This is a genomic window from Polaromonas sp. P1_E12 (assembly GCF_056405975.1).
Map to the genome: position 1 here is coordinate 381,255 of NZ_JBFUBB010000005.1, position 12,630 is coordinate 393,884.

Consider the following 12,630-nt stretch of genomic DNA (forward strand, 5'->3'; position numbering starts at 1 on the left):
GACCGCCGCGAGGCGTGCCTGTCCATGCCTTGCGCGCGGGCCTGTGCGCAAGGCGGCCGAGAGGAAGCTGAAAAGACTTACTTGACGGCCAGCTTCGTATTCCAGAGCAGCGGCTTGCCTTCCCACACCGTGAAGCCATTCACGCGCTTGCGCACGGCCCAGGAATCGGTCACGTTGTAGAGGATGACCAGCGGCGTCTTGGCGATCATCAGCGCGTGCAGCTGGTCAAACAAGGCCTGGCGTTTCTTCGGATCGGCTTCGGCGAAGCTCTGGTCGATCAACTTTTGCGCGGCCGGGTCGTCCCACACCTTGCGCGGCTGCTTGGCCTTGTTGCCCGAGAACTGCTCATAGCTCAGGGCCGGGTCCAGGCGCGACGAATAGGTGAAGGAGCTCATCTGGTAGTTGCCGCTGTTGTAGCGGTCCAGCTGGGTGGCCCATTCGAGCACTTCGATCTGCGCGTTGATGCCGACGGCCTGCATCATGGCCTGGCTCATCACCGCCACCGAGAAGCTCGGCACATGGGCGCGCTTGTTGGCCTGAATCACGATAGGCTGGCCCTTGTAGCCGGCTTCCTTCAGCAGCTGTTTGGCCTTGGCCGGGTCGTGGCGGTAGCCTTTTTTCTGCGCTGCGGTGTAGAAGGCCGAGCTGTCCTGGATGGCCGAGTTGTTGACGCGGGCCAGGCCTTCGGACGCGGCCGCGACGAGCTGGTTCATGTCGAGCGACAGCGCGATGGCCTGGCGGATGCGCTCGTCTTTAAGAAGCGGGTCATTGGTCTGCATCAGCAGCGTGTTTTTGCCCGCATCCACAGCGGCGACCACGCTCAGGTTTTTATTCGCCTTGAGCTCCTGCACGTCGGACGAGGTGATCTGGCCGGCATCGATGGCGCCGGACTGCAGGCCGGCCTTGGAGGTCGACATGTCGGGCACGGTTAAAAATTTGACCTGCTCGACCAGCGGTTTCTTGAGGCCGAGGTAACCGTCTGGCTTGGTGCCGGGGGGCGCCTGGTAGTCGGCAAAGGCGCTGAGCGTGACGTACTCGCCGCGCTTCCACTCTTCAAACTTGAAGGGGCCGGTGCCGATGGGTTTGTCCCAGCTGCCGTCTTCCTTGACGGATTTTTTGTGGAGGATGGCTGTCATGCCGCAGTCGGTGCGGGCCAGGTTGTCGAGGAAGACGGCCGAGGGTTTGTCCAGCTGCATGACCACGGTTTGTGCGTCAGGCGCGGTGACCGAGGTGACCTTGACACCGGAGCGGCCGTCAAATTCGCTGAGGCAGCGCCAGTCGGTCTTGGGGTCCATATAACGCTTCCAGCTCCACAGCACATCGGCCGAAGTCATGGACTCGCCGTTGTGAAACTTCACGTTGGTGCGCAACTTGAAGATATAGGTCAGGCCGTCGGGGCTGGTGACGATGGAGCGCGCCAGCAGCGGGCCGACGGTGCCGTTCTCGTGATAGGCAACCAGGCCTTCGACGATGTTGAGCACCACGCCGTCGGTGGTGTTGTCGCGGTTGACACCGGGATTGGTCGAGCGGATGTCTGCCGGCTGCGCGACCACGATTTGCGCCGTCTGGGCCTGGGCGGCGGTACAAGCCGCCAGCACGGCAGCGGCCAGAAATTTCAATCGAAGGGAAAGCATCAAAAGCTCCTTAAAGATCAGACTGGAATGGGGGTTATCGGGTTGATGAGATTCAAGGCGCCCGCCGGCGCATCGGGTTCGTCAAAACGCCACTTGAGTTGCATGCCGCCCTGGCCGGTGGGCGTGAGCGCAGGAATCGCGGAGAGCAGCTTGCGTGTGTAGGCATGTTGCGGGTTGTCGAACACCTCGTCGCGGCTGCCTTGCTCAATGATCTGGCCGGCCTGCATCACGATCACACGGTCGGCCACCTGTTCGACCACGCCCAGGTCGTGGCTGATGAAGAGGCAGGCAAAGCCGTGGCGTTCCTGCAGCTCGGCCAGCAGCGCCAGCACCTGGGCGCGTACGGTCACGTCGAGTGCGGACACCGGCTCGTCGGCAATCACAAAGGCCGGCTCACGTATCAACGCGCGGGCAATCGCCACGCGTTGGCGCTGGCCGCCCGAGAGTTCGTGCGCGTAACGTTGCGCATGCCGGGGCTCCAAACCAACCTCATCAAGCATCTTCGCTACGCGCGTTTTCCGCTCGGCTGAAGAGAGGCCAGGAACCAGTCGCAGCCCTTCACCGACCAGCTGGCCAATGCTCATGCGCGGGTTGAGTGATGAATACGGGTCCTGGAAAACCATCTGGCAATTGAGCCGGTAGTCCAGCCAGCCCGCATCGCTGCGCGCGATCGAACGCCCGCGAAAACGGATGTCGCCTTCGGTCGGCTTGAGCAAGCCCGCAATCGCACGGCCCAACGTGGTTTTTCCCGAACCGGAGCCGCCCACCACCGCGACGATCTCGCGCGGGCGCACCACCAGGTCTATGCCGTGCAGCACGCGCTTGGCAGCGGACTTGGCAAAGAGGCGCCGCTTGCCGGGGTAATCGAACACGAGGTTGCGCACTTCGATGACGGGTTGGTCGTCGGCAATTGTGCGCGCGGCTTGCCGGCGCGGGATGGCCTCGAGCAGCTTGCGTGTGTAGTCCTGCCTGGGGCCTGCCAGCAAGGCGGCGGTGTCGCCGGCTTCGACGACCTCGCCCTGCTGCATGACGATCATGCGCTGGGTGTAGCGCGCCACCATGGGCAGGTCGTGGCTGATCAGCAGCACGGCCGTATTGTGTTCGCGTGTGAGGCCGACCATCAGCTCGAGCACATCGCGCTGCACCAGCGCGTCCAGGGCAGTGGTCGGCTCGTCGGCGATCAGCAGTGCGGGCTCCAGCAGCATCACAGAGGCCAGCATCATGCGCTGGCGCATGCCGCCTGAGAATTCATGTGGCCATGCGGCGAGCGCGGCCTGCGGGTCGGTGATGCCGACGCGCGCGAGCATGGCCAAAGCCTTGTCGCGGCGCGCGGCCGGCGAGAGCTCGGGCCGGTGCAGCGCCAGGCCTTCGTCAAGCTGCCGGCCGATCGTCATCGAAGGGTTGAGCGAGGTCATGGGCTCCTGGAACACCATGCCGATGCGCGCGCCGCGCAGCTGTCGCAAACGCGCATCGCCGGCCGCCGCCATGTCTTCGCCTTCAAACAAAATGCGACCCGCGCTGCGCACCAGTGGCGGCGGCGTGAGGCCCATGATGGCGCGCGCCGCCTGGGTCTTGCCACTGCCGGATTCACCGACGATGCCGACGATCTCGCCGGGCGCGACGGTGAAGGACACATTGCGCACGATTTCGCGGCCGCCCTTGCCGATGGAAAGGCTGAGGCCCGAGACATCAACAAGGTGGTTCATTCGATGCCCCTCATGCGCGGATCCAGCAGGTCGCGCACCGCGTCGCCCAGGAAGTTGATGCCCAGCAGCGTGAGCGCAATGCACAGGCCGGGGAAGATGGAAAGGTAAGTCGCCTGCGCCATGAAGGGCCGGGCGGCGGCCAGCATATTGCCCCAGGTGGGCGCCGGCGGCGGCACGCCCAGGCCCAGGAAGGACAGCGAACTCTCCGCCAGGATGACCCAGCCGAACATCGAGGTGGCTAACACGGTGAGCGGCGCCACGCAGTTGGGCAGCACGTGGCGGTACATGGTGTAGAGCTCCGAGTTGCCGAGCACGCGCGAGGATTCGATGAATTCCTTTTCGCGCAGCGACATCACCGTGCCGCGCACGATGCGGGTGACGGAGGGCGTGTACGCCAGGCCCAGCGCGAGGATGATGCCGTACTTGTTGGCGCCGAAGACAGCCAGCAATGCCAGCGCCAGCAGCAGGCCGGGGAAGGCCAGCAGGGCGTTGACAAAGGCCATGATGATGCGGTCGGTCCAGCCGCGCACAAAGCCCGTCAGCACGCCGATGGCAGTGCCTGCGGTGATAGAGAGCAGCACCGTGAGAAAACTGATCCAGACGCTGTTGGAGGCCCCGGCCATGAGGCGCGAGAGCTCGTCGCGGCCGAACTCGTCGGTGCCCAGCCAATAGGTGGCGCTGGGTGGTTTGAGGCGTGCCAGGAAGTTGATCTTGAGCGGCTCGTGCGGCGTCCAGAAGAAGGCCAGTACGGCCGCCACGAGGATGAGGCCCACGATGAAGAGGCCGATCAGGGCCTGAGGGGTGAGAAATTTTTTCATTCGGCCAACACCCTGGGGTCGAAGATCGGATAGCAGAGGTCGATGACCAGGTTGGTTACCACGTAGATCACGGCGACCAGCAGCAGACAGCCCTGGATCACCGGGTAGTCGCGCGCGAAGATCGCGTCAACCAGCAGGCGGCCCAGGCCGGGAATCGTGAACACGGTTTCAACAACCGCCACGCCGCCCAGCAGGTTGCCCAGCACCAGGCCGATCAAAGTCCAGGTCGGGCCGAAGGAGTTGCGAAAGGCGTGGTGCACCAGCACAGCACGCTCTGACAGACCCTTGGCGCGCGCATGCGTGATGTAGTCCAGCCGCAGCACTTCCAGCGTGCTGGCCCTGGCCATGCGGATCAGCACGCCGATCTCATGCAGGAACAGCGTGAGGATGGGCATCAGCAGGTACAGCAGGCCCGACTTCCAGTCGTTCATGATCGAGACATAGCCGACCACGGGCAGCCATTCGAGCTTCAGGCCGAAGAAGAGCAGAAGCAACAGGCCCAGCCAGAAGGTAGGGATGGATACCAGCAGGGTGGCGGTGCCGACCAGCATCAGGTCGGGCAGGCGGTTTTGCTTCCACGCGGCGATCATGCCGGCGGGCACCGCGACCAGGGTGGCGAAGAGCACGGCAATGAGCACAATCTGCGCGCTGACCAGGAAGCGGCTCAACACCAGGTGCAGCACGGGTTCGCCGGTGTTGATGGAAACGCCCAGGTCGCCGCCCAGCACGTGCCGGCCCCAGATGCCGAACTGCACCGGCCAACTCTTATCGAGCCCGAGCTGGGCGCGCAGGTCGGCCAGGCGCACCGGGTCGGCGAGGTCACCCAACAGCAGCTGCGCCGGGTCGCCGGGGATGAGCCGGATCAGCACAAAGACCGCCACCGCGACGATCAGCAGCGTCGGTATGGCCATGAAAAGACGGGACAGCGTAAAACGCAGCATGGTCAGTCTTCAGGTTTGAGGTTGGCGTGACATCACTGGGCCCGGCCCGCCGCTTTTTTCCGGACGTCGCGCAGCACGGTCGCGAGGAAGTCCTGCACCGTGTCGACGCAGGCCAGGCCGTCGTGGGGAACGTTGTCGATCAGGTCCAGCGTGACGTTGACGCCGGCCTGCACAAAGGACTGGCGCAAGGTCTCCAGCCGCTCCGGGCGCGTGCGCCCCGCGTCGTTGGCGCCGGCCATGTAGAACTTGCCGCCTTCGCGGTGGGTAATCTCCCAGGTCTCCATGTCAGCCTTGCCGGCCACCATGTGCACCGGCAGGGCTTTGAGGGCCGCAAGGTTCAGCGGTTTGCCGAAACGCTTTTCGAAGTCGCGCACACCGACCCACCAGTCTTGCTGGTTGTCGATGAGAGTCACCGAGCCTGGCGCGCCTATGGAAAGCGCCCAGAGGCGCTCGGGATGCAGCAGGCCGAAGCGGTTGACGAACTGGCCGCCGCCGGAGTAACCGAAGAGCGCGAACTTTGAAAAGTCGCAACCGAACTTGACGGCTACTTCGTCGACCATGCTGAGCAGGATCTGGTCGTAGCGGATGTCGGCTTCGCGCAGGTGCTTGAAACCGTCGCGGTTGCCGTCGCCCTGCGGGCCGGCCGGGAACAGCGGGCACAACACGATGCAGTCATTCCACTTGGCGAATGCGGCGAAGGCGTCGCGGTATTCGGTGAAGGCGCGGCCGGTGCCGTGCACCACGACCACGAGCTGCATGGGCTGCTTTGACTCACCCAGGTGCGGCGGGGCATAAGTGCAATAGGAAAAGCGCGGGTCAGTGCGCGACGCAAAAATCGTGCTGTGGCCCAGGTCGTAAATGGCTGCCGCCCGTTTCTCACCAAATGAGAGTGGTGAAGCCGTGCCGGTATTCGCCAGGAGTGCATCAGACATAAATCATCGCCCCAAAAAACAAGCCAGACAAGCGGCCGGGCTGCTGCGGAAGAAGCCCGAAAAAGCCGCGCGTTTCGAGGGAGATGCGCCGTTGCGGCGGGAGACATGTGTCCGTCACACAACCCTGTTAAGCCGGATTGTTCTCCATCCGGTTTGAAAAATATATCTATATTATGTTTTGAGATGCTAAAGTTATTCTTTTGTATTGGGGCGGTGCGCGAATGAGCACGATCCGGTTTTTGAAGACCTTCCTGGTTGTCGCGCAGGGCGGCTCGTTCGCCGCGGCGTCCGATCGCGTCGCGCTGACACAGGCTGCAGTCGGGCTGCAGATGCGCGCGCTGGAGACCGAGCTCAAGACCGTGCTGTTCGAGCGTTCGGGGCGCGGCGTGGTGCTTTCGGACGCAGGCCGCGCGCTGGTTGCGCATGCGGAAAAAATTGTCGGGTACTACGACCAGATGCGCGAAGGCCTGGACGGCGAGGGAGAGATCGCCGGCACCGTGACGGTGGGCTCCATCGTCACGGCGATGGGGCTGCTCTCAAACACCGTCGTCAGGATGAAGCCGCTCTATCCGCGTCTCAATGTGCGGCTGGTCATGCAGGAGTCCAGCGGCCTGGCGCGCAGTGTCAGGAGCGGTGAGCTCGATGCGGCGGTCTTCGTCGACGACTCGCCGCAGGAGCGAAAGGGCATGCGCTGGACGCCGCTGTACACCGAGCCGCTGACGGTGGTCGCGAGTTCCCAGGTAGCGTCGCCGGGCAGCGACTTCAAAAAGCTGCTGCGTGAGCAACCCTTCCTGCGCTTTGACCGGCGCACGCAAAGCGGCATCCGCATAGAGCAGACCTTGCGCAAGCTGGGCCTGGTGCCGCAGGACTTTCTGGAGCTCAGCTCGCTCTCGGCCATCATCGACCTGGTGCGACAGAACGTCGGTGTCACCATCGTGCCGCATGTCAAGAACGCCGACTGGGCCAACGATGCGCTTCTGCGTGTGCTGCCGCTGCCGGGCCGGCCACCGACACGGCTGATCGGCATGCTGGAGCAGGGCAAGCGCGAGCACATCACCGCGGTGATCCGGCAGCATCTGGTTCAACTGCTGGCCGAGAAAAGTTTGGCGAGCGTCGCCAGCTCCGCATCGGGTGGCCCCAGGCCCCGGCAGAAACTTGCGCAGCGGCGCTGAACTTTTTCGCTACAGGCCTGTCAGACATCTTTTTAACGGAGGGAACCTCATGGCCTTTGCCCAAAACGACCAACTGACTTCACGCGCGCTTTCAGTCCTGCGCATTGTTTCTGCTTATTTGCTTATTCAGCATGGCACGGCCAAGCTGCTGGGCTTTCCCCACGTGGCTTATTTCGACGGGCTGCAGGTGTTGTCGCTGATCGGCTTTGCCGGGATTCTTGAGCTCTTTGGTGGTGCGCTGCTGCTTGTGGGCTTGTTCACGCGCCCTGTGGCGTTTGTGCTGTCGGGCCTGCTGGCATTTGCCTATTTCATGGGCCATGCGACCAAGGGCTTTGTGTTGTCGCCCATGCTGAATGGTGGCGAGTCGGCCGTGTTGTTCTGCTTTGTGTTTTTGTTCTTTGCTGCTGCCGGCGGTGGTGCATGGAGCGTTGACGCGCTGCGTTCGCGGAAGTAAGCAAGACGCCAATCTCGGTGTAAAGCCGGTGCATCCTTTGCGGGTGCGCCGGCTTTTTCACGCCTCACACCTTATGCGGCGCTGTTGGCTGTCTGCCTGAGGGCAGGCGGGTCTGGCTTCGCCGTTTGCCGTGAAGTCAGCAGGCACAGCGCGGGTGCCAGGGCGAACACGACGAACAGCCATTGCGCTGCGCCCGCCGTTCCGGGTACACCACCGGGGCTGGTGAGGCCCCCGAGGTTGGCGACCATGCCGGCCAGGGCCGCACCCATGGCGGTGGCAAACAGCTCCACTGTCATGATGGAAGAGGCAGCCAGGTCTTCTTCGCCGGGCGGCGCAATCTGCAGCACACGCGTGCTCAGGTGCGGCCAGGCGATGCCGACGGCAAAACCCACGGCCACCATGGCGGCGCAGATTGGCGCCAGCACGGGCCAGCCGCCATTACTGGGTGCGGGCATCAGCACAGCCATGCCCACCAGGCCCGCCAGTGCCAGCACTGGTGCAACGCGGATGGCCAGCCTGGCCCGGCTGCCGGTGGCGCTGGAGCTGATGAGTGAGCCCAGGGTCCAGCCCGCCGACATGATGGCGGCGAGATAGCCTGATACCAGCGGTGTCTGGGCATGCAGGACCTGAAAGAACAAGGGTGAAAAAATCTCGGTGCTGGTGACCGTCATGCCCAGCAGCCCCATCGCGAGGTAAAGGGCGCCCAGCGCCCCGGGGCGAAACGCATCCTGCGGCAACAGGCGGTTGGCGGCGTGCTTGTCGACGATGACCAGCAACGCGCTGAGCGCAACCGCTGCACCTACACCGGCCGCATTCCACATGACTTGTGTGCTGACGCTGCCAGCAGAAACGGCGAAGACCGCGCCGGCCAGCAGGAGCAACTGCATCCACGGTACGGATGTCGGCGGGCTGCTGATGGAGTTGTGCCGTGGAATCACGCAGACGGCGAGCACGGTGAACAGAACCGCCGCCGGAATGAGCGCGCCAAACGCCCAGCGCCAGGCATCCATCTGGGCAAACACGCCCCCTATGGCGGGCCCCACCAGTGTGGCCACGCCCCACATACCCGACAGCAGGCCGATGGCGCGGGACCACAAGGCCTCGTCATACAGCAGGCGAATCATGGCGTAGGGCAGGGCCAGCAGCAGGCCACCGCCAAAGCCCTGCACCACACGCCCGGCCAGCATGACGGGCATGGAAAGCGCCAGCGCACAGGCGAGCGAGCCCACGGCAAAGATCGCGGCGCCGAGCACATAGGCAAAGCGCGGCCCGAGCTTGCCCAGCACCTGCGTCGCCATGGCGGCGCTGATGATGGAAGCCACCACGAAGAGGGCGGTGTTCCAGGCGTAGAACTCCAGCCCGCCAATGTCGCGTACGACGGATGGCAGGATGGTGGTGCCGATGTAGAGGTTGATGGCATGTAGTGCGACGCCGCCGACCAGCGCCAGCGTGCGGATGGCATTGACGCCGGTCAGCAGGGCGATCCAGCCTGTGGGAGCGATGCCTGATGTGTTGCTTGAGGTGTTGTTCATTCCAGCGCCTCGGGTCCGAAGGCCAGCCCGTCAAGCTTGTCCGGGTTGCGCATGATGAAGATGTTGTTGGCCTTGCCTTCGTCGTTATAGGCAAAGGTGATGGCGGCGGCGATCTCGCCGGTGCTCGTCCGCAGCTGGATGGCGCGGCCACCGTTGATCTCGCAGGGTACCCATTCGTAGTGGGCCCAGTAGCGGGCCAGCTGCGTCGTCAGCAGGGTGAGCACGCTGCCCTTGCCCTGGAAGATGCCTTCAACCGAGCTGACCTTGCCGCCGCTGTCGGTGCTCAGTGCGATGTCGTCCGAGAGCAGGCTGGCGAGTGATTCTGTACTGCCAGCGGTGATGGCTTCGCGGAAAGCGGTGAGCAGGTCGTCCTGCACCTTGGGCGGCGTCACGTGCCGTACCTTGCCCTGGGAGATGCTGGTGCTGGCGCGCGAGACCAGCTTGCGGCAGGCGGCTTCCTCCATGTCCAGCATCTCGGCCACTTCGGCATAGGGGGTCTCAAAAATCTCATGCAGCAGGTAGGCAGCGCGCTCTTTGGGCGTGAGGCGTTCGAGCAGCAGCAAGAAAGCCATGCTCAGCGACGAGGCCAGCAGGGCGTGTGTTTCGGGTGTGTCTTCGGTCTGGGTATGGATGGGTTCAGGCAACCAGGTGCCGACATAGTCGACCCGGCTGCGCTGCGCGTCGCGCAGCATGTCGATGCAGTGGCGCGTGCAGATGGCGGTGAGCCAGGCGGCCGGTGTCGCGATGCTCGCGTGGTCGGCCGCCAGCCATTTGATGAAGACGTCCTGCACGGCGTCTTCGGCATCGGCCCGCGAACCGAGGATGCGGTAGGCCAGGCCAAACAGGTGCCTGCGCCTTTCTTCAAATACGGCGGTGGGGTCGATGCTGGCCATGATGCGTAAACCTTAGTGTGCCGAGACCTGAATGCGGTTCCAGAGATTGATCATGCCGATGGTAGCGGTCAGAGCGCCAATCTCTTTGTCACTGAACGATTGACGCAGGCGGCCGCGCAGGCTGGCGTAGTCGGTCTTGTGGTCGAGCGTGGTCAGGGCTTCCGTCCAGGCCAGTGCGGCTTTCTCGGCTTCACTGAAGTCGTTGACATGCGCCCAGACGACGAGGCGGTCCAGCCTGTCCTGGGTTTCGCCGTCTTCACGGGCTTCCCGCAGGTGCATCTTGACGCAGAAAGCGCAGCCGTTGATTTGCGAGGCGCGCAGGTGAATCAGGTGGTGCAGTTTTTTGTCCAGGCCCTGGGCGCCAATGGTTTGACTGACCTTGAGCAGGGCGGGGTAGACATCAGGAATCGCGAGATCGATACGGACGGGGGCAGTGTTGGCGGAGGTAGCGGTAGCGGCAGTCATGGTGTTTCCTTTAAAAACAAGTTGAAAAGTTGGGTGTCACACCGTATTGACGATTCAGCTTTGCCGTTTGTGACGCGTTGTGACGCCTGCCTTCAAAAAAAGATGAAATAAATGAAAAATCGCCTGATCCCCAAAGGAATACAGGCGATAGCGGGCAAGCGCCTGTGCGCTCTAGCGTGGCGTGTTCAACAAGGTGTTCATCGCCGAATAGTCCAGCTTGGGGCCGAGCAGCGGAGACAGGTCCTGTTTCAGCAAGGCCTCGACGCTGGTTCGGGCGTGTTCATAAGCCACCTGGAAAGGCGCCGGCCCTACGCTGACGCGCCGCACGCCGGCGGCTTGCAGCTCGGCAATGGCCGGCAGCCCGGGCATGGCCATCAGGTTCAGCGGCAGGCTGACAGCCGCGCAGATTTCCTTGACCTCCGGCAACGCCGTGAGGCCGGGTACAAAGGCGCTGTCCGCCCCGGCTTGCTGGTACAGCTTGAGGCGGGCGATGCTGGCCTGCGCCGGTGTGCCTTCGACTTTCAGCTTGCGCAGGTAAACATCGGTACGGGCATTGATAAACAGCGGTGCGCCTTTGAGTGTGCTGCGTATGGCCTTGATCTTGTCGGCCAGCAGGGCTGGGGCGCCGCTGCCGTCTTCGAGGTTGATGCCCGCCGCACCCACGGCGACCAGCTCGGCGGCCAGGCGGCCTACCTCGGCGGGGCTCTCGCTGTAGCCGTCTTCCATGTCGACGGTCAGCGGCAGGCTCAAGACACGGGTGATGCGGGCGACGGCATCGAGCAACTCGTCGGGCGGCAAGGCGCCGCCGTCGGCATAGCCGCAGGCCCAGGCCAGAGACGCGCTGCTGGTGGCCACGGCTTTGGCACCGGAAGCTTCAAAGATTTTGGCACTGGCAGCGTCCCAGGCATTAGGCAGCAGCAAAACGCCGTGGGGCGCCTGGTGGAGTTGGGCGAATTGTTGGTGGTGAAGGACTTGCATGGCGGCTCCGTCGTTGTTGGCGGGATTGGAGAATCGAGGCGCACAGCTTAGCAAGCCGGGCTGAGGCGCCTGGCCATTTCCGTCCCTTTTCTGACCTATTTACTTCAGGTTACGCGCCGCGAAATTCCACCTCAAACCGGGCCAGGCCCGCGTAGTCAAACTGCGTGCGCTTTCCGAGGGGCAACGTCAGTACACCGGCATAGGAGCCGGTGATCACCGCCTGGCCCGCCAGCAGGCCGATGCCGCGTTCGCGCAGGAAATTGGCCAGCCAGTACAGCGGCGTGCGTGGGTCGCCGTTCGGGTGTGTCGCTTCGGCGGTTTGCGCGGGCTCCCCGGCGACTTGCCAGGTCAATTCAAATGCCGCCACATCGGGCCCGCACAGTTCTGGCCCCAGCCACAGGCCGTTGTTGACGATGCCGTCGGCCAGCAGTTCGGGAAAAGGCAGGCTGCTGTGGTCGGTGTAGCGGCTGGCGCAGATTTCCAGTGCGGCATGGACGGAACCAATGGCTGCATCCACCTCGGCCTCGGTGTAGGGCTGTGCGCGCGGGGGCAGGTCTTTGGCCAGCACAAAAGCCAGCTCTGGTTCAACCACTACGGCGGTGGCACCCAAGGGAAAGGGGACGGCGCAGATCGCTGCATGGTTGAGGGCGGGCTGGTAGATGGGGGCGGCCACCAGCTTGCCGGGGCTGGGCGGTGAAGCCTTCCAGCCGGCCACCGGCTGGCCCAGCCGGCGGGTGACTTCCTGCTGCACCTGCCAGCCGTCTTCCAGGTCGACAGGACGGCAGCTGTCGGGCAAGCGTGGGCCCGCCTTTCCCGTGGTTCGCCTTGCTATTAATTCGATAGCTGCTTGCGCAAGTTTTTCGGGGGATAGAGGCATATTTCGCTTAAAAATCAGGGGTGTGAAGGTTTGGCTGCCTCCCGGGTGGCATGAAGGCAGTGTTCCGCAAGCGGGTGCGTTTTAGTGTAGCGGCGCACGCTTGGGGCCGAGACGTGTGCGTGCGCTTTTCCTCAACCCTCAGCGGGGCGCCTGGGCTTTTCGTACTTCCTTGTACTATTGACAGCTTCATACGCTTTTGTGTGCTGCCCTTCCTGTTCTTCCCTTCCA

General features: G+C 63.7%; 12 protein-coding genes. 2 read left to right on the forward strand and 10 right to left on the reverse strand.

Annotated features, from left to right (window positions below; translation table 11 throughout):
• Window positions 1–77: 77 nt before the first annotated feature.
• From AC1D13_RS16405 to AC1D13_RS16425, 5 genes are read right to left on the reverse strand one after another with little or no spacing between them, the layout of a single operon-like run.
• The gene (locus AC1D13_RS16405) at window positions 78–1,634 is read right to left on the reverse strand and encodes an ABC transporter substrate-binding protein (protein WP_477689927.1); all 1,557 of its coding nucleotides are present in this window, start codon (window positions 1,632–1,634) and stop codon (window positions 78–80) included.
• A 17-nt stretch (window positions 1,635–1,651) separates the two neighbouring features.
• Window positions 1,652–3,340 carry an ABC transporter ATP-binding protein gene (locus tag AC1D13_RS16410; RefSeq protein WP_477689928.1) on the reverse strand — a complete coding sequence of 563 codons (1,689 nt, stop codon included), beginning with the start codon at window positions 3,338–3,340 and terminating at the stop codon, window positions 1,652–1,654.
• On the reverse strand, window positions 3,337–4,158 hold the full coding sequence (locus AC1D13_RS16415) for an ABC transporter permease (protein ID WP_477667382.1): 822 nt from the start codon (window positions 4,156–4,158) through the stop codon (window positions 3,337–3,339). The genes AC1D13_RS16410 and AC1D13_RS16415 overlap by 4 nt, the downstream gene beginning before the upstream one ends.
• Window positions 4,155–5,099, reverse strand: a complete 945-nt coding sequence (locus AC1D13_RS16420) for an ABC transporter permease (RefSeq protein ID WP_477667381.1) — start codon at window positions 5,097–5,099, stop codon at window positions 4,155–4,157. Before AC1D13_RS16420 ends, AC1D13_RS16415 begins: the two co-directional genes overlap by 4 nt.
• Window positions 5,100–5,131: 32 nt before the next feature.
• Window positions 5,132–6,031, reverse strand: coding sequence for an alpha/beta hydrolase (locus AC1D13_RS16425; RefSeq protein WP_477667380.1), 900 nt, complete (start codon window positions 6,029–6,031; stop codon window positions 5,132–5,134).
• Window positions 6,032–6,252: 221 nt separating this feature from the next.
• Here AC1D13_RS16425 and AC1D13_RS16430 point away from each other — a divergent pair, with 221 nt between their 5' ends.
• Both AC1D13_RS16430 and AC1D13_RS16435 read left to right on the forward strand, forming a co-directional pair.
• Window positions 6,253–7,203, forward strand: coding sequence for a LysR family transcriptional regulator (locus AC1D13_RS16430; RefSeq protein ID WP_477667379.1), 951 nt, complete (start codon window positions 6,253–6,255; stop codon window positions 7,201–7,203).
• Window positions 7,204–7,252: 49 nt separating this feature from the next.
• Entirely contained in the window at window positions 7,253–7,657 is a 405-nt protein-coding gene (locus tag AC1D13_RS16435; RefSeq protein WP_457282574.1) for a DoxX family protein, read from the forward strand.
• A 71-nt stretch (window positions 7,658–7,728) separates the two neighbouring features.
• On the opposite strand, the gene AC1D13_RS16440 is transcribed toward AC1D13_RS16435, so the two are convergent.
• From AC1D13_RS16440 to AC1D13_RS16460, 5 genes are all read right to left on the reverse strand, one after another.
• Window positions 7,729–9,189 carry an MFS transporter gene (locus tag AC1D13_RS16440; protein WP_457282575.1) on the reverse strand — a complete coding sequence of 487 codons (1,461 nt, stop codon included), beginning with the start codon at window positions 9,187–9,189 and terminating at the stop codon, window positions 7,729–7,731.
• Entirely contained in the window at window positions 9,186–10,082 is an 897-nt protein-coding gene (locus AC1D13_RS16445) for a sigma-70 family RNA polymerase sigma factor (RefSeq protein WP_477667378.1), read from the reverse strand. The genes AC1D13_RS16440 and AC1D13_RS16445 overlap by 4 nt, the downstream gene beginning before the upstream one ends.
• A gap of 12 nt (window positions 10,083–10,094) precedes the next feature.
• The gene (locus tag AC1D13_RS16450) at window positions 10,095–10,547 is read right to left on the reverse strand and encodes a carboxymuconolactone decarboxylase family protein (protein ID WP_457282577.1); all 453 of its coding nucleotides are present in this window, start codon (window positions 10,545–10,547) and stop codon (window positions 10,095–10,097) included.
• Between the two features lie 171 nt (window positions 10,548–10,718).
• Window positions 10,719–11,525 carry an isocitrate lyase/PEP mutase family protein gene (locus AC1D13_RS16455; protein ID WP_477667377.1) on the reverse strand — a complete coding sequence of 269 codons (807 nt, stop codon included), beginning with the start codon at window positions 11,523–11,525 and terminating at the stop codon, window positions 10,719–10,721.
• A 109-nt stretch (window positions 11,526–11,634) separates the two neighbouring features.
• Window positions 11,635–12,402 carry a 2-keto-4-pentenoate hydratase gene (locus AC1D13_RS16460; RefSeq protein ID WP_477667376.1) on the reverse strand — a complete coding sequence of 256 codons (768 nt, stop codon included), beginning with the start codon at window positions 12,400–12,402 and terminating at the stop codon, window positions 11,635–11,637.
• Window positions 12,403–12,630 lie beyond the last annotated feature (228 nt).

Coding starts and splice junctions, on each gene's coding strand:
- AC1D13_RS16405 (WP_477689927.1), bottom strand. CDS start 1,634: ATGCTTTCCCTTCGATTGAAATTTCTGGCCGCTGCCGTGCTGGCGGCT.
- AC1D13_RS16410 (WP_477689928.1), bottom strand. CDS start 3,340: ATGAACCACCTTGTTGATGTCTCGGGCCTCAGCCTTTCCATCGGCAAG.
- AC1D13_RS16415 (WP_477667382.1), bottom strand. CDS start 4,158: ATGAAAAAATTTCTCACCCCTCAGGCCCTGATCGGCCTCTTCATCGTG.
- AC1D13_RS16420 (WP_477667381.1), bottom strand. CDS start 5,099: ATGCTGCGTTTTACGCTGTCCCGTCTTTTCATGGCCATACCGACGCTG.
- AC1D13_RS16425 (WP_477667380.1), bottom strand. CDS start 6,031: ATGTCTGATGCACTCCTGGCGAATACCGGCACGGCTTCACCACTCTCA.
- AC1D13_RS16430 (WP_477667379.1), top strand. CDS start 6,253: ATGAGCACGATCCGGTTTTTGAAGACCTTCCTGGTTGTCGCGCAGGGC.
- AC1D13_RS16435 (WP_457282574.1), top strand. CDS start 7,253: ATGGCCTTTGCCCAAAACGACCAACTGACTTCACGCGCGCTTTCAGTC.
- AC1D13_RS16440 (WP_457282575.1), bottom strand. CDS start 9,189: ATGAACAACACCTCAAGCAACACATCAGGCATCGCTCCCACAGGCTGG.
- AC1D13_RS16445 (WP_477667378.1), bottom strand. CDS start 10,082: ATGGCCAGCATCGACCCCACCGCCGTATTTGAAGAAAGGCGCAGGCAC.
- AC1D13_RS16450 (WP_457282577.1), bottom strand. CDS start 10,547: ATGACTGCCGCTACCGCTACCTCCGCCAACACTGCCCCCGTCCGTATC.
- AC1D13_RS16455 (WP_477667377.1), bottom strand. CDS start 11,525: ATGCAAGTCCTTCACCACCAACAATTCGCCCAACTCCACCAGGCGCCC.
- AC1D13_RS16460 (WP_477667376.1), bottom strand. CDS start 12,402: ATGCCTCTATCCCCCGAAAAACTTGCGCAAGCAGCTATCGAATTAATA.